Source organism: Martinezella lusitana, assembly GCF_016901135.1.
Taxonomy (GTDB): Bacteria; Pseudomonadota; Alphaproteobacteria; order Rhizobiales; family Rhizobiaceae; genus Rhizobium; species Rhizobium lusitanum_D.
In genome coordinates, this window is sequence record NZ_JAFEVL010000025.1 from 81,281 (window position 1) to 106,435 (window position 25,155).

At 60.2% G+C, this 25,155-nt stretch carries 26 protein-coding genes and 1 pseudogene; 7 read left to right on the plus strand and 20 right to left on the minus strand.

The window, feature by feature from the left end:
• Positions 1–61: 61 nt before the first annotated feature.
• The 15 genes from JTP94_RS10750 to traA form a co-directional block, all read right to left on the minus strand.
• Positions 62–682 (minus strand): hypothetical protein, encoded by a 621-nt coding sequence (locus JTP94_RS10750; RefSeq protein ID WP_312038149.1) that lies wholly within the window; start codon positions 680–682, stop codon positions 62–64.
• Positions 679–2,427, minus strand: coding sequence for a ShlB/FhaC/HecB family hemolysin secretion/activation protein (locus JTP94_RS10755; RefSeq protein WP_204850478.1), 1,749 nt, complete (start codon positions 2,425–2,427; stop codon positions 679–681). The genes JTP94_RS10750 and JTP94_RS10755 overlap by 4 nt, the downstream gene beginning before the upstream one ends.
• 19 nt (positions 2,428–2,446) lie before the next feature.
• On the minus strand, positions 2,447–3,112 hold the full coding sequence (locus tag JTP94_RS10760) for an invasion associated locus B family protein (protein ID WP_204850479.1): 666 nt from the start codon (positions 3,110–3,112) through the stop codon (positions 2,447–2,449).
• 424 nt (positions 3,113–3,536) lie between these two features.
• The gene (locus tag JTP94_RS10765; RefSeq protein WP_204850480.1) at positions 3,537–4,769 is read right to left on the minus strand and encodes a type II toxin-antitoxin system HipA family toxin; all 1,233 of its coding nucleotides are present in this window, start codon (positions 4,767–4,769) and stop codon (positions 3,537–3,539) included.
• Complete coding sequence (locus JTP94_RS10770; protein WP_204850481.1) at positions 4,769–5,146, minus strand: helix-turn-helix domain-containing protein; 378 nt, start codon at positions 5,144–5,146, stop codon at positions 4,769–4,771. The genes JTP94_RS10765 and JTP94_RS10770 overlap by 1 nt, the downstream gene beginning before the upstream one ends.
• A 140-nt stretch (positions 5,147–5,286) precedes the next feature.
• Positions 5,287–5,793 (minus strand): GNAT family N-acetyltransferase, encoded by a 507-nt coding sequence (locus JTP94_RS10775; protein WP_204850482.1) that lies wholly within the window; start codon positions 5,791–5,793, stop codon positions 5,287–5,289.
• Between the two features lie 128 nt (positions 5,794–5,921).
• Positions 5,922–7,328, minus strand: coding sequence for a hypothetical protein (locus JTP94_RS10780; RefSeq protein ID WP_204850483.1), 1,407 nt, complete (start codon positions 7,326–7,328; stop codon positions 5,922–5,924).
• Between the two features lie 31 nt (positions 7,329–7,359).
• Positions 7,360–8,409 (minus strand): class I SAM-dependent methyltransferase, encoded by a 1,050-nt coding sequence (locus tag JTP94_RS10785; RefSeq protein ID WP_204850484.1) that lies wholly within the window; start codon positions 8,407–8,409, stop codon positions 7,360–7,362.
• 332 nt (positions 8,410–8,741) lie between these two features.
• A complete protein-coding gene (locus JTP94_RS10790; RefSeq protein ID WP_204850485.1) occupies positions 8,742–9,245 on the minus strand; it encodes a GNAT family N-acetyltransferase in 504 nt (167 codons plus the stop codon).
• A 3-nt stretch (positions 9,246–9,248) separates the two neighbouring features.
• Entirely contained in the window at positions 9,249–9,548 is a 300-nt protein-coding gene (locus JTP94_RS10795) for a DUF1778 domain-containing protein (RefSeq protein ID WP_204850486.1), read from the minus strand.
• A gap of 182 nt (positions 9,549–9,730) precedes the next feature.
• Positions 9,731–10,396 carry a LuxR family transcriptional regulator gene (locus JTP94_RS10800; RefSeq protein ID WP_246754805.1) on the minus strand — a complete coding sequence of 222 codons (666 nt, stop codon included), beginning with the start codon at positions 10,394–10,396 and terminating at the stop codon, positions 9,731–9,733.
• Between the two features lie 201 nt (positions 10,397–10,597).
• Positions 10,598–11,215: a TraH family protein gene (locus tag JTP94_RS10805; protein WP_204850488.1), complete on the minus strand. Its 618-nt coding sequence runs from the start codon at positions 11,213–11,215 to the stop codon at positions 10,598–10,600.
• 5 nt (positions 11,216–11,220) lie between these two features.
• Positions 11,221–12,468, minus strand: a complete 1,248-nt coding sequence (locus JTP94_RS10810; RefSeq protein WP_204850489.1) for a conjugal transfer protein TraB — start codon at positions 12,466–12,468, stop codon at positions 11,221–11,223.
• Positions 12,389–12,919 (minus strand): conjugative transfer signal peptidase TraF, encoded by a 531-nt coding sequence (gene traF / locus JTP94_RS10815; RefSeq protein WP_204850490.1) that lies wholly within the window; start codon positions 12,917–12,919, stop codon positions 12,389–12,391. The genes JTP94_RS10810 and traF overlap by 80 nt, the downstream gene beginning before the upstream one ends.
• Positions 12,916–16,218, minus strand: coding sequence for a Ti-type conjugative transfer relaxase TraA (gene traA, locus JTP94_RS10820; RefSeq protein ID WP_204850491.1), 3,303 nt, complete (start codon positions 16,216–16,218; stop codon positions 12,916–12,918). Before traA ends, traF begins: the two co-directional genes overlap by 4 nt.
• A gap of 245 nt (positions 16,219–16,463) precedes the next feature.
• Here traA and traC point away from each other — a divergent pair, with 245 nt between their 5' ends.
• From traC to JTP94_RS10840, 4 genes are read left to right on the plus strand one after another with little or no spacing between them, the layout of a single operon-like run.
• Positions 16,464–16,760: a conjugal transfer protein TraC gene (gene traC, locus JTP94_RS10825; RefSeq protein WP_204850492.1), complete on the plus strand. Its 297-nt coding sequence runs from the start codon at positions 16,464–16,466 to the stop codon at positions 16,758–16,760.
• Positions 16,761–16,764: 4 nt separating this feature from the next.
• Complete coding sequence (gene traD, locus JTP94_RS10830) at positions 16,765–16,980, plus strand: type IV conjugative transfer system coupling protein TraD (protein WP_204850493.1); 216 nt, start codon at positions 16,765–16,767, stop codon at positions 16,978–16,980.
• On the plus strand, positions 16,967–18,928 hold the full coding sequence (traG, locus tag JTP94_RS10835; protein WP_204850494.1) for a Ti-type conjugative transfer system protein TraG: 1,962 nt from the start codon (positions 16,967–16,969) through the stop codon (positions 18,926–18,928). Before traD ends, traG begins: the two co-directional genes overlap by 14 nt.
• Before the next feature lie 19 nt (positions 18,929–18,947).
• Positions 18,948–19,349: a hypothetical protein gene (locus tag JTP94_RS10840; RefSeq protein ID WP_204850495.1), complete on the plus strand. Its 402-nt coding sequence runs from the start codon at positions 18,948–18,950 to the stop codon at positions 19,347–19,349.
• Positions 19,350–19,752: 403 nt separating this feature from the next.
• Here the strand turns inward: JTP94_RS10840 and JTP94_RS10845 are convergent, their stop codons facing one another.
• The gene (locus tag JTP94_RS10845) at positions 19,753–20,097 is read right to left on the minus strand and encodes a hypothetical protein (protein WP_204850496.1); all 345 of its coding nucleotides are present in this window, start codon (positions 20,095–20,097) and stop codon (positions 19,753–19,755) included.
• A gap of 190 nt (positions 20,098–20,287) precedes the next feature.
• Positions 20,288–20,713: a hypothetical protein gene (locus JTP94_RS10850; protein WP_204850497.1), complete on the minus strand. Its 426-nt coding sequence runs from the start codon at positions 20,711–20,713 to the stop codon at positions 20,288–20,290.
• Positions 20,714–20,967: 254 nt separating this feature from the next.
• Between JTP94_RS10850 and JTP94_RS10855 the strand changes: the two genes are divergently transcribed.
• Positions 20,968–21,279, plus strand: coding sequence for a WGR domain-containing protein (locus tag JTP94_RS10855; protein WP_204850498.1), 312 nt, complete (start codon positions 20,968–20,970; stop codon positions 21,277–21,279).
• Between the two features lie 38 nt (positions 21,280–21,317).
• Positions 21,318–21,596, plus strand: coding sequence for an HU family DNA-binding protein (locus JTP94_RS10860; RefSeq protein ID WP_204850499.1), 279 nt, complete (start codon positions 21,318–21,320; stop codon positions 21,594–21,596).
• 46 nt (positions 21,597–21,642) lie between these two features.
• On the opposite strand, the gene JTP94_RS10865 is transcribed toward JTP94_RS10860, so the two are convergent.
• Complete coding sequence (locus JTP94_RS10865; protein WP_204850500.1) at positions 21,643–21,951, minus strand: DUF736 domain-containing protein; 309 nt, start codon at positions 21,949–21,951, stop codon at positions 21,643–21,645.
• 783 nt (positions 21,952–22,734) lie between these two features.
• Between JTP94_RS10865 and JTP94_RS10870 the strand changes: the two are divergent.
• Positions 22,735–23,170, plus strand: a pseudogene (locus JTP94_RS10870) (VOC family protein).
• A gap of 64 nt (positions 23,171–23,234) precedes the next feature.
• Here JTP94_RS10870 and JTP94_RS10875 read toward each other — a convergent pair.
• Together JTP94_RS10875 and JTP94_RS36030 are read right to left on the minus strand one after the other, a co-directional pair.
• Positions 23,235–23,819, minus strand: coding sequence for a hypothetical protein (locus tag JTP94_RS10875; protein WP_204850501.1), 585 nt, complete (start codon positions 23,817–23,819; stop codon positions 23,235–23,237).
• Between the two features lie 691 nt (positions 23,820–24,510).
• Complete coding sequence (locus tag JTP94_RS36030) at positions 24,511–25,014, minus strand: DUF7007 domain-containing protein (RefSeq protein ID WP_409456601.1); 504 nt, start codon at positions 25,012–25,014, stop codon at positions 24,511–24,513.
• Positions 25,015–25,155: the final 141 nt, after the last annotated feature.

Genomic DNA, 25,155 nt, shown 5'->3' on the forward strand with positions numbered 1-25,155 from the left:
GCCGCGTGAATTTTACACCAATTGCTATCGGCAATGCGGAGAGACACGCATCACGGATGATTCATCGCGGGTACTTTCGCGGCGTCAGCCACGTCTTCACCTGCTTCATGAACGTTTCGGCCAATTGGGTTGCCACTGCGGTTTGATTAGGCGTGACAGCCGCATTGATGACCATCGCAGGAATGAGAGCTAGTCCATCACCGCGGACTGTCATATCGTTGGCCCGTATCTCCTGAGCCTGCGCGATCAATTTTCCGGTGCGCATGTCCTCCAGGCGGACGGTTCCATCGATAAAACTATTGTTACCTGCGATAATCCTGCCGGGAGCCGACGTCACGTCCAGGTCATGAAGGGTAACAATCAACCTCGCGGGAATTTTACCCCCTGGATAGCCCTTGAGGTCCTGTGCAAGTCTTTGCTGCAGGACGCGCGACACAAGTGCGACCTGGGATTCACGCGTGTCACCGTTCAATAGAGGTGATCCCATCCTCAGATCGGGCGCCGCTTCTATGCGGACATCGGCTATACTGGCTGTAGCAAGCGCTGCGGTGAGGCGTGGATCTTGCGTCGTGCATCCGGCTCCGACAGCGGAACCTATAAGAGTAGCAACAAGCAGAGCCCTGATCGCGCCGCGATGCAACTTTTTATTACTGTTTTTCATCTTGATCACCTTCTGATTCACCACTTCACCGATGTACTGACGAACAGCAGCCCGGCGTCGTGCCGGTCGACCGTGCCGCCCAATATGTCCGAATAGCCGATATCGAAATTGACATGGCCGCCGGCGAGCTTGGCGCCAGCCGTCCAGCCGAACATGTCGCCGCCATCGATGCGATAGCGCGCTTGGCGTGCGATCCGTCCGTAATCAAGGCCGACATAGGGCCGGAATTCGCCGAAGATCCTGGCAAGCTCTGCGTTGTCGGCGAAAGGCTGCGTACGCCAGACCAGATCGTTGCGGACGAAGAAGCCGTTATTACCGTAAAGCATGGTCTCGCGCGTGCCGCGAACCGTGGAATAGCCGCCAAGCGAGATCTGCTCGGCTCCAAACAGATTGTCGGGGGAATATTGCCCGGTGACAATCGAATTGATCTCGAAGCGCTGTTCGGCAAGCTCGAGCGGCCGCGTTACGGTGATCGTGCCGCTGAACTTGGAGAAGCGAGGATCGGCGTCGCCTGCCCCGGCATCGCCAGGTGCAACGGCGTCGAAGAGATTAAGTCCCTGGCTGTAGGAGAGGTCGAAGACCCAAAGCCCTCCCAGCATGCGGCGGGAATGGGAAAGGCCGAGATCTCCTGCCGTATATTTGCGACTGCCAACCTCGATACGGTTGCCGAGCAGGAAATTGTTGGTTTCCTTGTAGGTCAGGCCAGTGTTGAGAGTGGTGATCGAATCCTTGTCGCGGAAGAGCACCCGGTCGGCACCAATTCCCAGCTGCTTTGAATTGCCTGATGTATCCAGCGTTCCGAAATTGCCCGGAACCGAGCTGTCATAGCCATACCAGGAGCCGTTCAGCGACAATGTCCAGTAGCCATAGGGTACGCTGACATTGCCGGAATAGCTGTTGCTCTTGCCCAGACCATCGTCGCGCCACGGATAATCCGGGCCGCTATGCTCGTAGGAAAAGTTCCATTGATCGTTGATGCCGAACAGGCTGTCATAGCCGACCGTGGCCGAGGACTTGGAATATCCCGTCTGTTCCTGGCCGAGATTACTGTTGCCGAAGGAGAGATGCCAGGGGTGGTCCGGCTTGTTCTCGATGTTGAGGATCGATGTGCCGTCCGTCTTGCCCGGCAGCATGGCCGTCTTGGCGTTGTTGGATGACAGGCGGTTGATCTGGTCGAGGCCCTGTTCGATATCACGCAGATTGGTGATCTGGCCCTTCATGCCGGGAAAGGCAGTCGCCAGCATGCCGGAGCCAGGGGCCGGCTTGCCGTTGATGTAGATGTCGGAGAGCGTGCCTTCGACGGCGACTAGCCGCAGCGTCTTCGTTCCGGCGATATCTTGGGCCGGCACATAGACACGCGAGGTGACAAAGCCTTTGTCGAGGTAGAGATGCGTCAGGTCGCGCAGCAGCCCGTTGATCTCGCCAACGCCGACGCAGCGGTTCGCATAAGATGCGGTGACCTTGTTGATGGCAGCGGCCGGAAACTGCTTCACTCCCTCGACCTCGACATGAGTGATGGCGAAGCACGGGCCAGCCTTCTGGCCGGGTATTGCTGGTTGCTGAGCCTCGGCCTGCGCAGGCTTTGGCGTCATCCGGCCCAAGGTCTCCAGACGCTGCTGCTCGGCCTCCTGCGCCTGCCGGCGCGCGAAGTCGTCATTCGGCGTTTGGGCAGCTGCAGGCGATATCGCAAAAATTACCGCCAACAGTGCGCTGGCGGTCAAAGCAAGATTGTGGCGAGGAGCAACCGGGCGCCGGGCTGACGTCATAAGCCTGTCTGCCTTCGCGTTAGTTGGAGGCAGACTTCTGCAGCGCATCCAGTGCCGCCGACAGACCCTTCAGGGAGAACTTGATGTTGACCTTCTGGCCATTCATCATCTGCACATGACCAACCCCATCCGCCGCCTTGGCAAGCGCTGAGATCGTCTTGGTGTCCAGCTTCTGCTGTGACCAGCAGCCGGCCTGGTTGCAGTTGCGATAGGCCAGCTGCACGGCCGGCTTATCAGCCGCGTCGATGCTCAAGCCTGCCGGCAGATACATGTTGAGCGGCACGAGCGCGGTCAGCACCAGATCGCTCGCCGGCTGCTTGCCTGCCTTCTTGTCCGGCGCGGCCGGTGCATCAGCTTTGGCGATGGCGAGCGTCAGCACATTGACGTCCTGGTCACCCTGCTTCACCGTCGCGATCTGCGCCACTTCGCAATGCGTGGTCGCCGCACCGTCAGCTGCCTTGCCGTCGATGCAGCGATAGTACCAGTCGTCGAATTTTTGCACGCGGGCCTGCGGAGCCGGCTGTTGCTGTTCGTTTGCTGTCGCATTGATACTCTGCTGGGTACCTGCGCCCGCGGTCGCCCCCGACTGATCTTCAGCTATTGCCAGTGATGCGAACAACATTGAGGAGAGAAAAACTACGGATGCCAGAGTCTTGACTGCAAACGTCGCATTGGCGGTCGTCATGAAAAACTTCCCAAGGTCAAAGCCGTATGCTTGCGCAAGGTGGCCCTTGCCCATTCGGCAGATCATCAAATATTCATGAAAAAACACCTCACGAGGTGTGGCCGATCATGGGCCTGATCGGCTCAATACCACCTTTCAAGAAAAATACAGCGAAAAGTAGCACTGCTATAGGTGATCTGCATGCTCGTTTTTGGAGGCGCGTGTAGATTATGCAACACGTGCGTTTATTAATTAAAATTGTCGAGGGGCTCGATGTTGAACTCCGTTCGAAATTTACCGAGTCTGCCATCTTGCCGTGACCCAGCGACCGTCATGAAAAATAATGGTTTTCATCGCCTTGTCTAAGTCGGCCTTGGTCAGCACCGCGCAGGCGCAGTATGTCGTATATGACGCGTTATCGCGTTCTTTCGAACATATATGAAAATCAAAAAGTGAGTGCTATTTCAGTCTGTTCGTTTACGAAGGCGGCTTCATATTCACGCGCTAGGGTACCGGCGACGCCCACTTGTCGAAGCGCATCTCGCCATGCCACGGAAATGCGCTGCGCCGTTTTGCGAATCATCTGACGCGCATCTGTCTCGGCGATCTCGAAGAACTCGCAGGCTTCGAAGGCCAGACGGATCGACCGGTCATGAGCGCCGCCCTCAAGAATTGCCGTTTCGAGATGCGGATTGCGGTCAGGTGCAGGATTCACGTCGAAAGCCGGGGACAGTCGCCAGCGACCAGACCCCACATAAAGGAAACCGTGGTTCTTCAGATGGTCATCCTTGTTCGACACGAGGATGGTGAAGATCAGGCGCAGAAAGAGTTCGCGGAAATCGGCCTGCGGATCGGCAGCATTTGCCCGCATGAAATCGACGATCTCCGTATAGGAACCGAGTTCGGTTCCCGTCTTCCCCAAAGCAGTGCGGGCCGAGATGTAGGGAACCCGCGCGGTTCCGCGCCGATCGAAACGCTGGACTAGAGCCACCGGGAATGACGTATCAGCTAGTTCCAGCCTGACCTCCGGCGTGCGTATCCCGCAGGCCCGCGCGAGGCGGAGCGTGGCAACTTCGACGCATTCGATTGGCTGCTGGTCATGAACCGAGGTGAACTTGGCGAGCCAGAGCGTGTCGCCATCCCGGACGTTGGCCTTGGGACGCGCACCGCCGGAACCGCCCGCGCCGGCGAGCGCCTGAATGTCCTCGGGGGATACTTCCTTGCCCTGCTCATAGGCCCGGGCGATGGCGGTGATGGCCTCCAGATCGACCAGACGCGGTACGGCGTCGGCCGTGCCACCTCGGATGATTTCTCCCCTATCGTCCAGAAACCGCAACGCGCCCTGCCGGCAGGTGTCATCGGACAACGTCAGATATTCGAACTCGGAAAGGCCATTACCATAGGCGCGCTCGAGAAGCCTGCGGCCCCAGCTGTCCGGCGCGGCGTCGGCGAAGGCTCCCGCCAGTGCATCGCGCTTGTTTTCCGCCTGTCCGGATGCGTGAAATGGCCCAGCTTCAAGAGGAAAGGTTGGCTGCACGGCAAAGGCGCGGGGATTCTCGATCCAGGCGGGGTCATAGGCGAAGGTCGAGAACTGACGCGGCCCGGCCTGCGTGAAACGCAGCTGACCAACGGGTGTCAGGCTCTCGCCGAGAACGACATGGGCGTTGAAGTCGGGCATCAGAAAGCCGCGCCGTCCGGGTCGATGACATCCAGATCATCCTGTGCCGTCTTTCCCTTCGCCTTCTGCCTACTTAGTGTGGTCGCAAAAGACCGTCCGCGGCGCGGCTGGCGTTCGATGGTCAATACCAGACCCAGATCATCCTTGCGGATATCAATCAGGTCGGCCAGTCGGTCGACAAGACCAAGCACGACCATGATATCGGCGAGCGTTCCGATTCCGACACCGGGATCCCCCTTTTCCAAGCGCGCGACGGTGCTCGGCGATGTGCCCGCGCGCACCGCCAAATCTGCCACGGCGATGCCGCGCCGCAAACGAGCGCCGCGGATGTCATGGCCAAGCCTTTCGAGAGCGGACTTTGATTTCGGCGATCCCATGATAATAATCCAGATACGATGATTATAGCGTCACAATAACTCATATATGATGAATTACAAAAACCCGCAAGCGCGCTGATCGCTAGAGGTTCGCCTGCCCATCAAGGATTCTGTTCTCTGTCGCTAACGTCTCGTCGGTGCTACGATCTCAGTCGCCTCACCATGATGACGTCGTCAATTTCCCTGCCGCCGTCCAATAGCCCGCCGGGGATCCTCCCGACTTCGGAGAAACCTTCCCGGTGATAAAAACCAATAGCCCCGGGAGTTTCGGCACTGACCGCAAGTTCAAGCTGCAAAATTTCCTCATGCCTTGCAAAATCGACGACCGCGGCCAGAAGGTCTCTGGCAAGACCTGTTCCACGGAAACTCTCACGCAGGTAAACCATGACAAGTGTGGCCCGATGGGCCATCTTTCTCGGGCGTTGAGGCAGTAGGCCCATAATACCAACAGGCTCGCTATTGCTGAACGCGACAAAGACGGGATCAGCTAGTCTTCTGCGCCATGCCTCATCAGGGAGCATGACCCAATCCTCAAATCTGCTTGCGAAGGAAGCCGGTTCGCAACGAAGGGATTCCAGCCGAATACGCCGGAAGACTTCGATCTCGTCGGGGGACAGTTGCCTTATCAATGCTCGCTCTAGGTCCATGACACGCTCCAGAAAGACAAAATAGGTTCCGACCGGAGAGAATATCGAACCCAATTAATCACAAGCCGAAGGAGGGGCATTCTCTTCCCAAGCTTTCCAGTCGGCATCCGCGCCCGCGGCTGCGAGGACTATGCCCACTGCCACTCCGCCGAATCAGGGTGAATGGCTTCAGCCCTGATATGCGCGGATAGCTCCGCCCAGATTGGATCGCTGGTGAAACTGGCAAGGTCGCCAGCGGCATCCTCTAGCGAATGGGCGCCGTATCTGGCGCCCACCTCCAACGCAGATCCGTTCTCTTCGATCTCCTTGAACGGTGAGCCGTCGTTTGGGCGCAAGACGCGGTGCCCCCACATCCCGGGCTGCTCGTCAGCATGTAGCGCATCCAGAAGCTCCCGATCGCTGGAGACATCGAGTGCGGTAGCAACAAGGTACCGCATAAGGGGATAATAGACGGTCTGCCGACATCCGCCGAGAACACGAATGCCGGGCAGGATCGACGTCACCAGAAACGTCATAAGCAGATTCGGCACCAATTTGCGCTGGCGCAGCGAGGCCGCGATGCTCTCCCGATCAAATCTCACCTCATCGAACGAAGGGGATCCTCCTGAAAGAACGCCGTCCTGCAAACGCAAGGGGAATATCCGTCCGTCCTCCAATCCCCAGAAAAAATCGGTTGATTGGCGGACCCATCCTGCCCACGGACCGCTATTCAGCCGCTCCAGCGCCCGCAACATGCTTTCCGCGATCAGGCCACCGCCGGCAAAGCGAGATGACAGCCACGAAGCCGGATCCTCAAAATGGTCCGCGACAAGATCGGCAACATCGATATCGTCAAATTGCAGCAGCCGGAGAGACGGCGGAAACGATCGCCGCCATAGGACCTGATTGGCGGCTCTGATCGCCTCGGCTGCCGACGGAAAGTCCATGTCAGGCAAAATGGCCTTGAGCCGAGCAACTGCCGGATTGGCGGATCCGCCGCCATTTTGCCCCGCCAGCGTGAAGCGATAAGGCCCATTGAAGCCACAAATACTGTAAGGATCCATCCGGCTTCGAGACAGGCCGAACACGTTCACCACCTCGCCGCCAAACGAAAGCCATCCGGGGCCCTTTTTTGACTTCTCTATGAACTTCACCGTCGAAGAGTTGTAGCAGATGTGCCACCGGTGGGCGTGGGCGGTAAGGCCGAGTGCGCTGAACAGGTGTGTGTAGAAAGCATCGGGCTCGATCAGCAAATGACAGTGAGGACCGGTTTGTATGACCGGCGATGCAGCTATTTGCCGGCCTGCTTCCTCTGCATCGTCCTGACTGGCCCCTGACCTCAACGCGATACGAACGACAAATGTCCGAAGCCGAATCATCGCGTCGTCGCGAACCGAACATCGGCCGCGGCGGCCTTCTGCGTAAACTGCAGATGCGTAGTCCTTGAGCGGAAGCGCCCAGAACCGGGCAAGGTTGGGCATAAGAGAAGACAACGCCTGTCTTACATCCTCCGCAGCACTTTGACCGCTCGTGGCACTCGACAGCTCTTTGCTCATTTTTGCTGATCCCGCATGAGGAAGCGACCGTTCAGGTTTCGCTGCTGATCGACTGCGGCGGCCGCCATGCCCAGTCTGCTAGCATCGGATTTTTCTCGTCATTTACGAGGATGTGCGGCACCTGCTCGTGGCAAAACTCTGGCGGTATCGCCGGTTTCACCATCGAAGTGACAAAGTCTTGCAGCGAATTCAAGGAATTGGATGAGACGATCGTGTAGAAATTCCCGCTATTCCACGTGACGACGGCATACCGGAAGTAAGATTGGAGAGCCGATCCCGATGTCTTCAGGTCGACCTGGAAGTCGAACATCGTATCCAGAACACCGCGCTTCTTCTCGACAATCTGCCTTTTGGTAAAAAACCTCGACTTGAACACCTCGTCCTTTTGGCGCTCTCGTTCAAGATAGGCCTCGGTGTTTCCGTGGGCGAGCTTTTGCACCTGAACCAACACGCCATCGGGCCGGACGCGGGGCGCGATGAAGCCGGTTTGATTGTCCCTGTCACGGCCGTACATCTGGAACGTCGTGTCTTCGAGCAGGACATCATATCCGTCCTGGAAAGGCTGAAGCGTTTCATCTGTCGCGTACCGCGCATCGTCCAGTTCGAAGAACGGTCCGTGGTAAAACTGCGCATCGTCGCTGCCTCTCCGGGCGAAAAAGGAGACGCGGTTGCCGTCCGTGGGACTGCAATTGAGGGTTTTTAGGCGGCCGTCACCAAGCTTTGCCAGCGCTCTTGCAAGAGTGCCGGCGCCGGCCCCCAGGGTATAGATCGTCGCAGGGCGTCCGTTGCGCGCCCAGCTCTTCTCCCCAAACGAGAGAATGGCTGCACCCAGGCGACACTCCTCCTCTAGCCGATAGGGAATGCTTGCAAAATAGTGGCTGTCGAAATGTCCCCACAAACGCCGGTGCGTATCCCAGAATGTCATGCAGTCGAGATCGAACGACAGGAGGGCCATATCAGGCTCCGGTCTGCCCAGGTTGGGTGCCCCTCCCAATCCGCTGGCTGTTTGTTCAAAGAAGGTTGCAAACGAATTGAGGCGCGGAGCCTTCCGCCAGGCATCTATTGTCTTGCTGTCCACCATGGTGCGATCCTCGTTTCAAGCCGAACGACAGGTGCCGCCCTAATTCGATTTTCGGAACAGGCATCACCGGTCCGCCAATCGCCCCCTGCCGAGGGCGTTTTTCGCGACTAAAAGTGATTGCGTAGAGTTGATTGCCGAGGAGCCTCGACGCAATCTACCGATATCGGGAGATTGACTCGCAACTTTTGCTTGCTCGAGCGGTGTGCTCAAAAGCGCGGAAACAGCGAATTCGGTGGTTGAGCGGGTGTTTCTGCCGTGTCATCGCACACAGGACATCCACCCGCCCTGCTACGTGAAATGGTAGAAGCCCATATTGCTCGGGTAAATGGTTGCTAGAAATTGGCCAGCGATGCGGCGATGTCTGCGATTGAGCGAAAGAGGACGAGTGTGTCGTCCTTTGAAGGAATGAAGCCTCGCCGCCGCCAAAATTCAGCGGCCTCCTCGTCGACGGCATTGACCATAAGGGCCCGCCCACCGATCAGTCCGGCAGCTTGAACGCAACGCTGGAGCGCGTGCTTGACCAAGCCCGTTCCAATCCCCTGCCCCGCCCAGGCTTCGTCCGTTGCAAGCTGGCCAAGGAGAAGGCAAGGAACCGGATCAGGCGGTTGTCCGGTGCGGATTGAGCGTGGCAGGATCGCTGGCACTATAGCAGTCGGCGCCAGACCGTAATATCCGACGACGCGCCCCGCCTCATGAACGACGAGCACGGCGGTGAAGCCCTTCTGCTGATTGGAGAGGGCGCGTGTCGTCAGCCAGTGATCGAGCGTCGGCTTGCCGCAGGAGAATTCGGAGACATTGTGCGTGACCGCGAGCGGTTCAGGAGCCGATAAAGCCACGGCTTACCGCTTCGGCTCATAACCCGGCTCCCAGGGGGCGGGTCGCTTGGCAAGCTCCACCATCTCTGGAACCGAAATTGCGGGACGGGACAGGACTTCCATGAACTCGGTGAATCCTTCAGGGCTCATGCGGATCAATCGCTGCTCCATGACGACCTCTTCGGCCGCGCGCACGGCGGCGTCGCGCACAAAGTCGGTACGTGAACGGCCACGTAGGCTGGCTGCACGATCAATCATTGCAACGTCCGCAGCAGGCAGACGCATTGCGATAGGGTATTCCTTGCGTTCGAAGGTCGTGGCCATGGCTTATCTCCTTGAGCGAAAGATAAGGCCATGTATCGCAAAATGCAATACGATACTTTGCTTGATTGCGGCGGCTTTCATCCGAATTCCCACTGGGATGACACATGCAAGAACACAAAGGGCATCGTCAAATTAACCCTCCGGCTGATGAGATGTGGTCGACGGTTGATCTTTGCGCGCTATCAGGTCTCGATTATTTCAAGGAAGCTTGCCCTCGCGATGGCCTGATACGTCGTCGTGGCATCGAGTTTGCGTTTGGCTAACTTGAGGTAGAGGCGTACGGTATGCTCCGAAATCTGCAGTCTCGCGGCGACGCGCTTCGTAACGAGGCCGCGCGCCAGGAGTTGAAGACATTCCTGTTCCCGCCGGGATAGTGTCCGGTAGCCGCCATTCTTCTGCAGCCCGGACACGGACAGCACCTTCTCATGCAGGTAATGTGAGAGAACCTGAAGATCGTGGTTGCTTGAAATACGCAATTTTCGCCACTCAGCCCCCGGCAAATTCGACGTCACCGAAAACAGGCTGCGTTCGCCACTCGGGCCTCTGATTGGCACCGTCAGACCGTGCCGGCCAATGTCGAATGACTCCGCCTCTTTGAAAAAGCCGCGCGTCCCTGGAGATCTCCGATCGAGATTTGACCAATCGACGGGCAGGAAGCCGGTGCGGCTGAGCTCGATGACAGGGTCGATCTCGAAATAGTTTTTTCGAAGATAAAGGGATGTCCATTCCTCCGGATATGTCGTGCAATAGAAGGGGTAGGCGTCTGCTCGATTGGCGGGGCGGACCACCAAAAAGACCAGATGAACAAAACGATACCGGTCTCGAATATGGGCGATGGCAACACTCAAGTCCGCTGGGCTGCCTACTCTTCGCAATATCGCCAACGACCATGACAATGGCGACGGTTGTCGATCTTCCATTGGTTTCCTTTCGAGAAGTGCGTCGGGTTAACTGTCCCCGCATATCGGGGGATCTGCCATCCCGCTTGGTGTGGGCGTATTCCGCGTTGAATAATCGCCGTTTCATTTGTGAAACGGCGGAAATCCGGTCTATCTCGAGCCCCCGATTCCGGAGAGATCGATGCGCATCCCTGCCCTGTTTGGATCGCTTGCACCGTCGGCTTTCGAAGCGCCCAGGCCTCCTTGGTCCTGTGGCTTCGCACTGGCATCCACAGCCGGCTCGATGCCCGGGTCGTCTTGCTTCGGCTCCGCGAGTTTTACCTCGCCAGGATCAGGCGCCGTGAACACGGCCTTTCCCTCGAAATATCCGCTCTCCCAGGAGATGATAGCGTCCTCGAACGCCTCGTCGACCGCGTTGCCGTACCATTTGGTGACGATGCGGTAGACCTTGCCGAACAGCGCCGTGCCCATGCGGATATTCTTGCAAGCGTCGACAAGGTCCGGGGTCAACTCCGAGGCGTCCTTGATCCCCAGACCGGCAGGATATTGCGTGATCCCCGCACGTACGACAGCCTGTCCGACATACTCCCCGATCAGTTCCATCGCCTCCTCGGGTGTTTTCGCCTGCGGCACGAGGATGACCCGGTTTCCCGAGCGAACCGAAATAGCAAGCGGATCGGGCGACCCGACCTGTTCGATGAACTTTTCGACGATGGCAGGTTTCAAGGTCGGATCGGCGCATTGCCGGATAAGAGCGGCATCGACCATAGTTGCTATTCCTCTGCTTGGCTGTTGAAGGCGGTGACGAGGGGCAAGTCGAACAGCCGTGCCCAGGCGGTGGTGCTGGCGTTCTGGATCGCGATGATCGATGTGCCCGATGTCCACCAGCCGTTGCCGACGGCGACAATCATGTCCGGCCTGTGCAGCATCGACTGCAGGACAGGCCAGACGATGAGCTGCTCGTAGCAGATCAGCGGCGCGATCCTCTGGCCACCGAGTTCGACGACGGGGTCGGTGAAAAAGCCAGCCCGCGCGCCGCCGCCTTGCCCGCTCCAGCCAAGCCACGGCTGCCACATCGACACAGGAACCGGCATGCGCTGGTGATAGAGGATCCGTCCGCTGTCACCAGAGATCGCGACCAGGACATTGTCATAACCGCCGCGCTCGACGACTGACGCGCCGGCGATCACGGTGACGTCGTTATCCGCCAGCTCTCCCTGCCAGAGACGCTCGACAGTCGGGGTCCAGAAACCAAGGCTGCTTTCGGGAAGAACGACAACACGGGCGCCATCAGCTGCCGTACGCTTCACTGTTGCGATCAGGTCACGCTGCTGCTCGAGCGAAGTGTCTCGACCAAGAGCTTCCCCCTGTTCGAGGTCGACGCCTCGCCATCCTTCCGGTAGACCCGGACCTGTCCACGTTGCGGCGGACCAGAGCCAGAAGCCTGCGAAGGCACTGGCGGCAGCCGGCCACCGTCGTGTCGTCATGACGATGAGGCCGGCTGCAGCTACGCCGAAACCAGCCCACCCCCATCCCGGAAACAGCACGCCAGCGCCAGTGATCGGATGCGCCCATCCAAGGATACCGAACGGAGGGACTGCCATCAGCACCGCGGCCAGCACATAGCGGAGCGCCCTTCCCTTTCCCGGACGATCTTTCCAGAGCACCGTATGGACGATCACGAAGCCAAGCGAGGCGACGATCCACAGCAACAGCCCCGGCCATAGATCGGAGGCATAGAAGTTAGCGACCCCCTGCGGCAGCCCACGCGAGGCCGCCAGAAAATACCCCGCCGAGACTCTAGCCGCCACCACACGCGTCGGCGATTTCGCCCAGAGCAATGGAAAGAACATGGCGACCGGAAGGGCCAGCATGTTTCCGCTCCAGCCGACGGTGCCCACCGCGATCGACAGCGCGACCAGGATCGGTCCGTGCCAGCGGTCACGGATCGAAGGTGAGGATCGGCTTGGCAAGGCCGAGGAGGCCGCTGATCGGAATCGGGCCAAAATATCGGGAGTCATAGGAGCTCGCAAAGGATGAGTGGAGAAACAGCTGACCCGGTGGCACGATGCCGCCGGAATAAGGGACGATCGGTCGACCTTGCCCGTCGCTTTTGCGGACGCGTGATGCGCTGAGAACAGCGCCGTCTATCTTGACAGTGTCGCCGATCGCAATGCTCTGGCCGGAAAGCGCTGCAACGCTCTTGATGACGGGAGCAAAGCCGCCGGCACACAGCCCGCGCCGGAGATAACCGCGCTGCCAAGCCTCCTCAAACTGCGGCGTGGGCGGAGGGCAGATAAACACGAGATCACCAACGAGGGGGTCTCGACCAAAATGCTCGATGTGCCAGATACCAAGCGGTTCGCTCGGCGTCAGGTTCAGCCTGACGCTGCCTATAAACCCGGTCCCTGCGAGAGCTGCCATGACGCTCGCGCTCGCAGTGACGAACACAATCACCCCTCGCCTGCTCATTGCTTGATCACCGGCGTCTGACGCTGAGCGAGCTTCAGGTCTTCCACCTGCTTCAGCGTTGCCACCATGCGCTCATGGGCCGATAGTTGCTGCGCCGTCCGCATGACCGGCCAAGCGTCTTTCAGCCGCTCCTTCTCCTGAGGTGCCAGCCCCTCTGAGAGCTTGTCGAACAGCTGGCCTTGGGGAGCGCGCGCGGCGTTGGTCAGCAGGGTCCGCTCGCCGAACCGCTCGGTCACCGCCTTGCCAAAACCATCGATCTCAGCCTTGGTTTCGCGGTTGCTGAGCGCGTATCCGAGCGCCGAGGGCAAATCGTTGCGGTCGATTGCATCGCGCACCCGCTCCAGCACGCTCTGCGCGGCGGGCGACAGCGCCGGGATATCGATCGACACGCGCTCACGCAGTGTCTTCTCATCGCTCTCGATGCGCTGCACCGCGCTTTCTCGCATCTGGAGATAGCGCTCGATATCGCGCTTCAGCGCCGACACGTTGACGTCAGCGACGCGACGGGCTTGGCGGTCCGACTTCGAGGCGAGAAGGCCGGTTTTGCCTTTCAATGGACCGATGGAAACTGGATCGGAGTCAAGCTTCTGCAGTGCCTGCCGGGCCATATCCTTGTCGGTCAGGATCGCATCGAAGTTCATCGCCCGGAAGGCCGCTTCCGGGTCGGCGAACACGTAGCGGAAGCGAGCCGAGACCTCTTCCCATTGCTTCTTCAGAGCGGGATCGGATCCAAGTTTCTGCCCGACGCGATCGGCAACGGAGCTGGGGAATTGCGTGACGCCGGCGACCATGGGACGGGCCTCCTTTCTCGTTTGTTTGTGAGGGAATTGCAGCAGGCCGAGACGCTCGACGGCTGCGGCCAACCGCACCGCCAGATCGGCGATCCTGCTCTTCTGCCGCAGCGTCCAGTCGAGCCTGTCGCGCAGCAGCGTGCGCGCCACCTGAACAATGTGCAGGCCGCGGTTGTCGGCGAAAGCCAGCGCGTGCCGGTAGAGCTGGGCGCGCTCGTAATCAAGCGTGGTTTCCTTGGCGTTCCGCCGAGACAGGATCTTCGTCAAACCACCATTGAAGGCAAATGAGCGACGGCCGTAATAGAGCTTCAGATCCTCGCGATGTCGCGTCATCGCCACATAGGTGAGGTGCCGGTCGAGCGAGAGGGAAGCCAGCACCTTCACCCTGTCGACCGTAGCGCCTTGGCTCTTGTGGATCGTGGTGGCATAGCCATGATCGAGGTTGTTGTAGAAACGGCCCTCGACCGTCACCTGCCTGCGATGATCGCCTTCGCCGACAACCGCGACGATCAGGTTGGACGCCGCCTCGACGACACGGCCGATCGTGCCGTTTTTCACGCCAAGCGAGCCCTCGTTCTTCAGGAAAACGATCTGGTCGCCGGCGTCGAAACGTCGGACACCCTCGGCGGTTCTGAAGACATGGCCCTCTCCGACGATCCCACGCTCGACCAGTTTCTCGCGCGCAAGCTCGTTGAGCATACGCACGTCACGGCGCAGATGCGCGAGCATCAGCATGGACTTCGCGGGATCGTAGTCGTGGTTCCAGTCGGCGATCAGGCTCTCGATCGCCTCGGACTTGAGCGTCAGTCCGATCACCTTGCCGTTGGCGCGATAGGCTGAAACCGCGTCAGTGACCTTGCCGCGTGCAAGGTCAAGCGAGGCCTTGCGCATCCAGTCCTCACGCTGGCGATAGATCGTCTCAAGCTCGGCATATCCGATGCGGTCGGCGATCGCGCGGAAGGCAGCACCCGCCTCGATCGGCTGCAGCTGTTCCGGGTCGCCGACGAGCACCAGCTTGGCGCCGGCCCTGACCACGGCCTCGACGAAGCCGGCCATCTGCCTGGAGGCGACCATGCCCGCCTCGTCCATAACGAAGACGGTCTTTGCGTCGAGCGTGTCGCGACCTTGCTTCCAGCTCAGCTCCCAGGATGCCAGCGTACGGCTGAGAATAGCGGCTTCCTTCTCCAAGCCCTCCGCCGCCTTGCCGGCAAGAGCGCCACCGACGACGCGGTAACCGGCGAGTTCCCATGCCTCGCGAGCCGCCTTCATCATCGTGGTCTTGCCCGCACCGGCGCGGCCGACGACAGCGGCGATGCGCGCCGGACCCGCGACATGCTCGATGGCGGTTCGCTGTTCTTCCGACAGGCGCGAATGGCGCGCAAACGTCGCCGCAAGCACCTTGTCGTCGACGCCATGCGTTTCACGGCCGGAGAGCCAGACCGACCGCCGCGCCATCCCGGCTTCGAGCCGGATCAGCTCGCGCGTGGTGTAGCGGGCAGGCACCCTCTCCCCGGTCGCGAACGCGATCGCCTCGCGCTGCAGGCGAAGTGCTTCCGGACTCTGGATGATGCGCGCCAGAAGCTGCTGGAAGAGAGCAGGATCGTCGACATAGCGGTACAGCACCCTAGCGACATCGCGTTCATCGAAGACGCTCTTCTCGCGGGTCACGAGGTCGAGCACTATCTCTGGCCGGCGCAAAATCCGGCGCGTGTTTTCCCCGCGCCGCTCCTCGTTGAGTTCGAGCCGCTCGAGCTCCGGCCGAACGCCTTGCTTCTCCGCCTTTCGCTCGATCGCTTTCGCGCCGACGCCGAGATGGATCGTCGGCTCCAGGTCGATGCCCTGCTTTTCGTACGACCGGCCATCGATGCGCAGATCGACACCGTTCAGCGCCAGATGATGGTTCAGGCGTTCGAACCATCCATCGCGCAGGACGTTGAAATCATCAGTCGAACCGGCCCAGAGCTCATAGAGGATTTTTCCTGATTTCGTGCGAACCGGCTGGCCGTCCTCGCCGATGACCGCCACCTTCTTGGCCCCGAAACCGTCTTCGGTCAGCGGCCGTAAAGTCGTCATCAGATGGATATGCGGATTGCCCGGATTGTCGTGATAGACCCAATCGGCGACCATGCCTTTTGCGAGGATGTGTTTTTCGACGAAATCCCGCACGAGTGCGATGTTCTGATCGGGCGAAAGCTCCAGCGGAAGTGCAATGGTCAAATCCCGGGCAAGCTGCGCGTCGGCGCGCTTCTCGAAAGCCTCCACCTTGTTCCAGAAGGCTTCGACGGCGCCCGAAACCGCACGGTCCGCAATGAGCGCTTTCACCCATTGCGGCGCAACTGCGGGGAGGACGAACTCCTCGTGCAGGAGCCCCTCTTTCCGGGTGTAGTCGATGGTGCGGGCCTCGCGCTCGTATTCCATCTTGGCGCAGTGCCGGTAGGCCGCGGACAGCACCACGCTGCGGCCGTCGCCGCGGCTGACGATACTGGCTGAGAAGTGGGCGATGGCCACGGCGGTAAAAGCTCCCGTTTGAACGTCGTTCGGCGGGAGCGGTTAGGCCATGGTCGGCCTCTGAGCAAGGCGTCGCGTCAGCGACGTATAATTGCGCGCTTGGATCCGCTCCTTCGGAACGGCGGGATCATCTTCCAAAGTGTCGGCTTTGCCGACGTGCAAATCTGCACGTTCCTTCGGCCGTGCTTTTGAGGAAGTCTTGCAGCGACAACTACGCCGCAAGACTTCACGGAGATGCGACCGGAATGAAAAAACCGTCATCGAAGATACGCGAAGAAATCGCCCGCCTGCAGGACCAACTCAGGCAGGCCGAGACCCGCGAGGCCGAGCGGATCGGCCGGATCGCGCTGAAAGCGGGTCTCGGCGAAATCGAGATCGAGGAGGCAGAACTTCAGGCGGCATTCGAGAACATTGCCGGACGCTTTCGCGGAAGCAAGGGAAGCACTTCCGGAAGGAAAAATGCCGGTGACGGCAGGACCGCCGGCGAGATGGCCGCAACGCTCGCGTCTTGCGCGATTACGGGCAACAGTAGTGAGGCTTGAGCGAATGCGCCGGACCTCAACGACCGACGCCCGAAAGAAGGACACCCGCGAGAAAATCGAGCTCGGCGGCCTGATCGTCAAGGCCGGACTGCGCTACGAGAAAAGGGCGCTGCTGCTCGGCTTGCTGATCGACGCAAGTCGCCGCATCAAGGGCGACGATACGGAGCGATCGCGTCTGGCCGCGATCGGTGCGGAGGTTTTCGGTCGTGACGGCGAATAGAGTTCTCCTCGCCGTCGTCCCGGTGACGATCATGATCGTCGCGGTGATCCTCATGCCTGGGATCGAGCAGTGGTTGGCTGCGTTCGGAAAGACGGCGCAGGCAAAGCTGATGCTGGGGCGGACCGGCCTCGCACTGCCCTATGCGACGGCAGCTGCGATCGGCACGATCTTCCTGTTCGCGGCCAATGGCACTGCCAACATCAAGCTGGCCGGATGGAGCGTCGTCAGCGGAAGCGTGGCGGCTGTCATCGTCGCGGTGATCCGCGAGGCGCTCCGCCTTTCCGACATCGCAGCCAACGTGCCGTGCGGACAATCCGTACTTGCTTACGCGGACCCGGCGACGATGCTTGGCGCGTCCGTCACCGTCCTCGCCGGCGTCTTCGCGCTGCGCGTCGGGCTTCGCGGCAACGCGGCTTTTGCCAGTCCGGCGCCGCGGCGTATTCGCGGCAAGCGGGCCGTCCATGGCGAGGCGGACTGGATGGGCGTGGCCGAGGCCGGAAGACTGTTTCCGGATGCGGGCGGCATCGTCGTCGGCGAGCGCTACCGCGTCGACCGGGACAGCGTTGCGGCCATGTCCTTCCGGGCCGATCGGCGCGAGACATGGGGGGTGGGCGGCAAGTCTCCGCTGCTGTGCTTCGACGGCTCGTTCGGCTCGTCGCATGGCATCATTTTTGCCGGCTCCGGCGGTTTCAAGACAACGTCGGTGACGATCCCGACCGCGCTCAAATGGGGCGGCGGCCTGATCGTGCTCGATCCGTCGAGCGAGGTCGCGCCGATGGTCGTCAAGCACAGGCGCAAGGCGGGCCGCAAGGTCATCGTGCTCGATCCCGCCACGCCCGCCATCGGCTTCAACGCGCTCGATTGGATCGGCCGCTTCGGCGGCACGAAGGAGGAGGACATCGTCGCGGTCGCGACATGGATCATGACCGACAACGCGCGGGCTGCGTCCGCCCGTGACGACTTTTTCCGGGCTTCCGCCATGCAGCTCCTGACCGCTTTGATCGCCGACGTCTGCCTGTCAGGGCATACGGAAGATAAGGATCAGACGCTGCGCCGCGTCCGGGCCAACCTCTCCGAGCCGGAACCAAAGCTGCGCGAGCGGCTGACACGGATTTACGAACAGTCGGAATCAGATTTCGTTCGCGAAAACGTCGCCGTCTTCGTCAACATGACGCCGGAGACTTTCTCCGGCGTCTATGCCAACGCCGTGAAGGAAACGCACTGGCTTTCCTATCCGAACTATGCCGCTCTGGTATCGGGTGACAGCTTCTCGACCGACGATCTCGCCAGGGGTGATACTGACATCTTCATTGCGCTCGACCTGAAGGTGCTGGAGGCCCATCCGGGCCTTGCCCGCGTCGTGATCGGCGCGTTACTGAATGCGATCTATAATCGCAATGGTGAGGTGTCCGGCAGGACGCTGTTTCTGCTCGATGAGGTCGCTCGTCTCGGCTATCTGCGCATCCTTGAAACCGCGCGAGATGCCGGTCGCAAATACGGCATCTCGCTGACGCTGATCTTCCAGAGTCTCGGGCAGATGCGTGAGGCCTATGGCGGTCGGGACGCCACATCGAAATGGTTCGAGTCGGCATCATGGATCTCGTTTGCGGCGATCAACGATCCTGATACAGCCGACTACATCTCGAAGCGCTGTGGCGACACCACGATCGAGGTCGACCAGACGAACCGGTCGACCGGAATGAAGGGGTCGTCGCGCTCGCGGTCGAAGCAGCTTTCGAGCCGGCGTCTGATCCTGCCGCATGAGGTCATGCGCATGCGAGCCGACGAGCAGATCGTCTTTACCGCCGGCAACGCGCCTTTGCGCTGCGGCCGGGCAATCTGGTTCCGGCGCGACGACATGAAGGCGTGCGTCGGCGTGAATCGGTTCCACCGATCGAAATCAGAAATTCGCACCGCATCGACGGAAGAATCGCCGTCGCAGCCGTAACTAAACGAGAGGAATACAGATGCACCATTGGCGAAGAGCCTGGTACCCACTCATCGGCCCCTTGATGATTTGGGTTGTCTTCATCGTCGTCACACCGTTTCTGGGAGCGATTACGATCGTCAGCCTACAGGTGCTGCCGCCTCTTGGTGACGCCGTAATCAAAACCGCTGGCATCTTCTGCACGTTGGTGCTCGGCTCGCTCGGAGCTCTTGCCGAAATCGCACCGCCCTTTGTCACAAGGCGCGAGGTGAACTGGCGCAATAGAAACAGCAAGATGCTCTTCGAAGGAGAAGTCACCTGGAAAGATGTTCCGTTTCTGCCACCGGTCCTGAACCGCATTCGGTCCACGACCGGAAAACGAAAGCGGCAGGAATGGACGGAAAGCGCGACAGACAGCGATGCGAAATCGTCCACTGCCTGATGCCCATGACGGCTTCCTGGGATACCGGACTGGACTTGCAGCCACCCACTCGGCAGATCTGCCGGATCGGGTCGCGCGAATGACACTCGCACGGGACATCGCGAATGGGCGATGGCGAGTTTGCACTCTTCAAAGCTGGCCGAAGGCCGCCGTCCGGGAGAGGGATAGGGGTTTGGGGAAAGGGTGGAGGGAACCGTCCCCTTTCCCCATGGGAGGATGTTTGAAGGAGGGGCTTGCCCTTCCTTCATGGGGTGAGTGTTGAGAGGGGGCTCGCCATCTTTCAACAGTCAGGACGGCCGGTCGATCCGGCTGGCCTGGCTCCCGACGTCGAAGCAAAAACGAGAGGCGGCCGTGACCGCCTCCCGTCTTGACCTCAATCGGTGTCGGGTTCCCGGACCGGATTTCAGTCAGGGTCCTCGAAACCTCCGTGCTCCGGCAGCAGCGCGTCGATGACCGCGTTGATCGGATAGTTGCCGATCTGCGTGCAACGTTGCGCGACGAGGATGCTCACCGCTGTCTCGTTGCCCTTGATTGCCCGGATCGCATCGTCCATGTCGTCGTAGGGTCCGAGGTTCTCGATGGCGATGACGTCGCCATCTTCGTCGTAGCCGCCGTGAAGGTACATCGGCGCGGTTTCCAGCCGCTTTGCGGCACGTTCCGCCGCGTAGATGAGGCGAAAGCCCTCCTTGCGCTGCCTCCAATATTCGGCGCTGCCGCCATCGATAGTGATGATTTTCCGATTTGTCATGGAAGTCTCCTTTCGTCTTTCTGACGGAAGGGGTCTGCACCGTAGGCGCGAGGGGTCAGGGACCGCGGAACGCGGCCGCAGGGCGGCGAGTGGGGGTGCCGATTTTCTGGCGGCGCCCTGCGGGGCGGCGGCTGAAAATTGGGGGCACCGCTCGTCCTTGACGCCGGAGTGGCGGGTGCAAAATTCGACGTCAGAGAGAGATAGCCCGCGGCCCCGGTCGGGGGCCGCGTCCGTGCCCGGCGACAAGCCGGCTCCATGTGCTCTCTCCGCCATTTTCATAGGCAAGCCACAGAAGGTGCCAAAAGCCATAAGGCCGCTCCGACACCAGGAGCTGAGGAGGAATGAGATTGAGAGTTTCGTCGGCCATCGCCGCCGTGGCCGTCTGCCACTTCACGTCCGGGGTGTCAGCCCAGCCATCAAATAGCAGCAGCGGAGCGTTTTCTGTTTGCGGAAGCGGGAAAGGATTACCTGCGTGGTGGATGGCGATACCTTCTGGTTCCGAGGCGGGAAAATCAGGATCGCCGACATCGACGCGCCCGAGCTCAGCCCGCCGAGATGCCGCCGCGAACGCGACCTGGGCCTTGCGGCGAAACAACATCTGCTCGACGTCCTCCATTCGGGTCCTCTATCGTTTAAAGTGGCTGCCAGAGATGAAGATCGCTTCGGTCGGAAGCTCCGTATCGTCTACCGCGATCGGCGTTCGGTCGGTGGTGTCCTCATCGGCGAAGAGTTGGCCGGAAGTGGCAACGATCGCGCCGGAGTTGGTAAGAATGATCCGAGCGCGGACGGATCACTGTTGTGAATCGATGTTGCCTATCCGATTCAAAACTCTCATTGGACGCCAGAATCTGAACGCGCGATTCTCGTTGGATGATCGTTCAGCCCTATCACCTCTATGTCGAGCGTATCGAGCCTGAGAAGAACATGGCACGGTTCTACGTGCTCGCTGTCCAGCCGACATTGTTCGGGGAAGTGTCGCTGGTGCGTCGCTGGGGAAGGATTGGGACACACGGCCAGCAGAAGGTGCACATCTTCAATGAAGAGAAGCAGGCCATCGGTCTGTTCCTCGAACTCCTCCGCCAAAAGCGAAATAGAGGCTATAGACCGAAACCACCTGTGGAAATCCCGGCTATCCGGCATTCCTCGCCGCACCGCGTCAATGACAAGCTCATCGCAAGCTGACAGGAATTGCGTCTTCTTAGATGATGCGAGGGAATTCAATGACCACCACAAATGAAATTGCCGACAAGATCGCGGCCGACAACAGCCTGACGAAGGTCCAGGCCAAAGGTATCGTCGAGGCCGTGTTCAAGGCGATCGCTGATGCCGCCGGCTCCGGCGCTGAAAGCTCCATCCCAGGCTTCGGGAGATTCAAGGTCAAGGCGTCGCCAGAGCGCGAGGGCCGCAACCCGTCCACCGGCGCGACCGTGAAAATCGCTGCTTCGAAGAAGCTGACATTTGCGCCTGCAAAGGCGCTCAAGGATGTACTGAACAAGTGATTCCGATGGTGGAGAGCCCCGCCTTTCGGCGGGGCCTTCGTTGCTATCAGTCCCGGTTCGACCGGGACCAGATGAGGGAGAGGCCTTCTTCGCCTTCGACCTCGATCAGGGTTGCGTAGATCGGAGCCGGGAAGCTCGGGTCGTCGAGCTTGACCGAGAGGTAGTCGCGGCCTTCATTCGAGGTCTTCTTCCAGGCTGCGCCGAACTCGACATTACCTGAGAGGATGCGGAAGTCCGGACCCTTTCCGGTGGCGCGCTCGACTGCGCGGACGGTTGCCTTGACGTTGAGGTTGAGGGTCTTGATGGTGCCGGAGAAGCCGTTGCCGGAAGCGGTGAAAGAGCCGATGGTTGCCATTGTCGTATTCCTTTTCGGTTGTTCGGGCCGCGTCCATCGCGGCCTCGATGGCAGTCGATAGGACTGGAGACGATCGGCCCGCACCTGAAAGGCCGAAACGCCAGTGGAGGACGGCCAAAGGAGAGGCTTTCTTGGCTCGCAAGGAATGGGCGCTTGCGCGCAGGGGAAGAAAACGATCCGGCCGTTGCGGATGCCGGTCGAGCCGAGCATGGCGAGGCGGTCTTCGGTCAGACATGCCCCATCGAGACCGCAGTGGACGTGCCAGTTCGCAAATTGGAAGGAATAGGACAATGGCGTCATCTGGCGGCGACAGGTTGGGAACGCCCCGCCGGGTTTCCCGCGAACCTGAGGTTACGCATATGGCACATCGTCAATTGACGCGATGATTCCAGGGAGAAGGAGCCTGGGTAGCCGACAGGAGTGGCAACGTATGCCGGCAATGCCTGGCCGCTGCCGCAGACGGCCAGGGAATAGTCCGTTTCGATCAACCTTCCAAAACCTCGCGCCCGACTGAAGGAAGCCCGGGGCCACTTGGCTCAAGGAGAAAAGAACTCACGGTCCTTGATTATGCCTGGATACTTATAGTCACGGTCCCAGCACGGGGTTCACCGGGCGAGCGAGGTGGGTTTTAGCTTGAGCGCCTTGCCGTCCTTCTTCAAGCCTCTGATGTGGATAGCAGCGTACCGAGCCCGGAGGACTTGTCGGCATTGAGGTGCCTCAAACGTCCTTTGTTAGACGAGGCGACACCTTGTAGATTGAAACAACACCTTGGAGTTTGAAAACATGGCGCTCAAGCGGATGGACAATGTAGGTATCGTCGTCGAAGACCTCGGCGGGGCGATTGATTTCTTTCGCGAACTCGGCCTTGAGCTTGAAGGACGGGCCACGATCGAAGGAGAATGGGCCGGACGTGTCACTGGACTGGGCGATCAGCATGTCGAGATTGCCATGATGCGCACACCGGACGGCCACAGCCGGCTCGAGCTCTCCCGCTTTCTCACGCCGCCTGTCGTCGCCGATCACCGGAACGCTCCGGTCAACGCGCTCGGCTACCTCCGCGTCATGTTCACTGTTGATGACATCGACGAGACTCTTGAAAAGCTCCGCGCGCGGCGCGGAGCTTGTGGGCGAAGTAGTTCAGTACAAGGACGCATATCGACTTTGCTACATCCGCGGGCCCGAAGGGATTCTCATCGGACTCGCCCAAGAACTTGGATGAGCGCAATAGGGGCAGACCGCTTCAGTTGAGAATGAAAAAGCGGGGCCGAAGCCCCGCAGTGATACTATTCGAAGGCTGACATCTGGGCAGTCGCGGCTTGTCTATCGACGGAGTTGGAAGGCTGTTCGACCGCGCGCTCGTATGGCTTCCAGGTTTCGCCGGTGATGTCCTCATAGGCCGAGACGGCGCCTTCGGCTGCCATGCGAAGCACGTGGGCCTGCAGGCCCATGTCGGCTGCGAACTCGCGCTTGCGCTGGGCGCGGCTATCGAAGCCAACCGGGCCGTCGAGATCTTCGTCTCTAGCATCGTTGGAGAGCTTCGTGGTGAGATCGCGGGCCTCGGTGACCGCGCGGCTGTAGAATTGCCCAGCCCCGTAGGCAGATCCGACGAAGGAGCCGACGATGCGCTGCATGTGGATCTGCATGGCCTTTTCGGCGAGGCCATCTTTGAGCGCCTCTGCGCTTTCGATCAACTGGCTGCGGTGGAGATCGCGGATCCCGTCACTGTCGATGATGGCAAGGCCGAAGCTTTCGGAGATGCGCAGCGCTTGGGGACTGTCGGGGCAGGCGTGCCTGACCATTTCGAGGGTGGTAGCGCGTTGGGATTTTGCAGGACGGTTCTTCTGGGTGGAGCGGTTGAGCGATGCCATGATCGGATCCTTTTAAAGCGATGTTTCAGCGAAGCCCGGGGTGCCGGTTGTTCGTCCGGCTCATCCCCTCGGGTGCGGGCAAAAGGACATGGGCGTCAGCGGCCCGGCCCAAGGTCAGGGCATTGCCAGGAGGAGAGAGGAAGGTTTGCGGATGGTGCTGTCCGCTTCAGCGGGCTGCGACAGACGCGGGCCTGCCTTGCGACGAGGCGATGATCCCGCCGCAACGCGGCGCGAAAGCGGCCTTTGACCGGGATGCGCCCATGTCAGACCGCAGCAAAACCGAGGTGCTGTGCCGGGCGGACAAACTGTTTCGGCAGCATGATGCAGTCGCCGATCGGAATCCGATCCTGGTATCGCCGCTTCACCCACAGAGGGCACTGACAAATCTCGATTCCATCACACTCCAGTGCAAGCCGGTTGCCTCCGTGCCCTAGCTTCCACAATTCGTTCAACGCTTTACCGCACCCTCGCCTTGGCCAGGCGTTCCGCTCTCACGCTGCTCCATTGATATGCGGGGTGCGACTGGTAGGTGGGCTATGCTGTAATTTGCACTTCCACCGCGCCTTCGTTTGTCGTGTCTGCTTTGCCCGCCGGGAGCGGCAATCCTGCTGCCATACCGAGATCCTGCGATAGAGCTCGATGAGATCGACTGCCTGATTTCGGGGAGGGTCGCTGTCAGTGAACGCGACAGTCATCGCCGCACCGCCCAGGTCTCAAAGCTGGACGGACCATCATGTGACTCGTGCTTGACTGGATCGATGACGAAGCCATGGCGGCCGATCACGTAGTCGGAGCCTGGAACCAGAAACCGCCGTTCGCCGCTCTCGCTCCGGATCCCACCCAGCGTCGCGATGCACTCGACGAAACCGGGCTTGTGATCGGAATTGAGGGCTGCGATGACCACCCAGTCGTTGCGATGTCGCCTTTCGAATTCCTGTCGGTCACGGGCATGGGACTGGCCCTCCAGGAGAGCGACGCCCATGACGCGCTCGTAGGTGTCCGGGTCATAGTCGCGAAGTGTGCGATCAGCTAACCGGCGCTCATGGACGGTGAACAACTGCGAAAAGGCCTGGGCGACCTTCGCCCATTCACAATCTTCCTCGTAGAATCCGTGGTCATTTCGGAAAAGAGCGTGGACGGCCGCATTGGCGTTCTCATCGAGATGGAAACCGCCGTGGGCGGCGGTCGAATGCAGAACGACCCCATCAGCATACTACCACGAGATCTGTGCCTCGCCCCAAGGGGGTTGTCGCTCCAGCTCGTACCGTCGGCCGGGACAACGCCCGAAGTTCAGTCTCATGCGCCGCTTTTTTGGCAGTCATCTCATCATGGATTT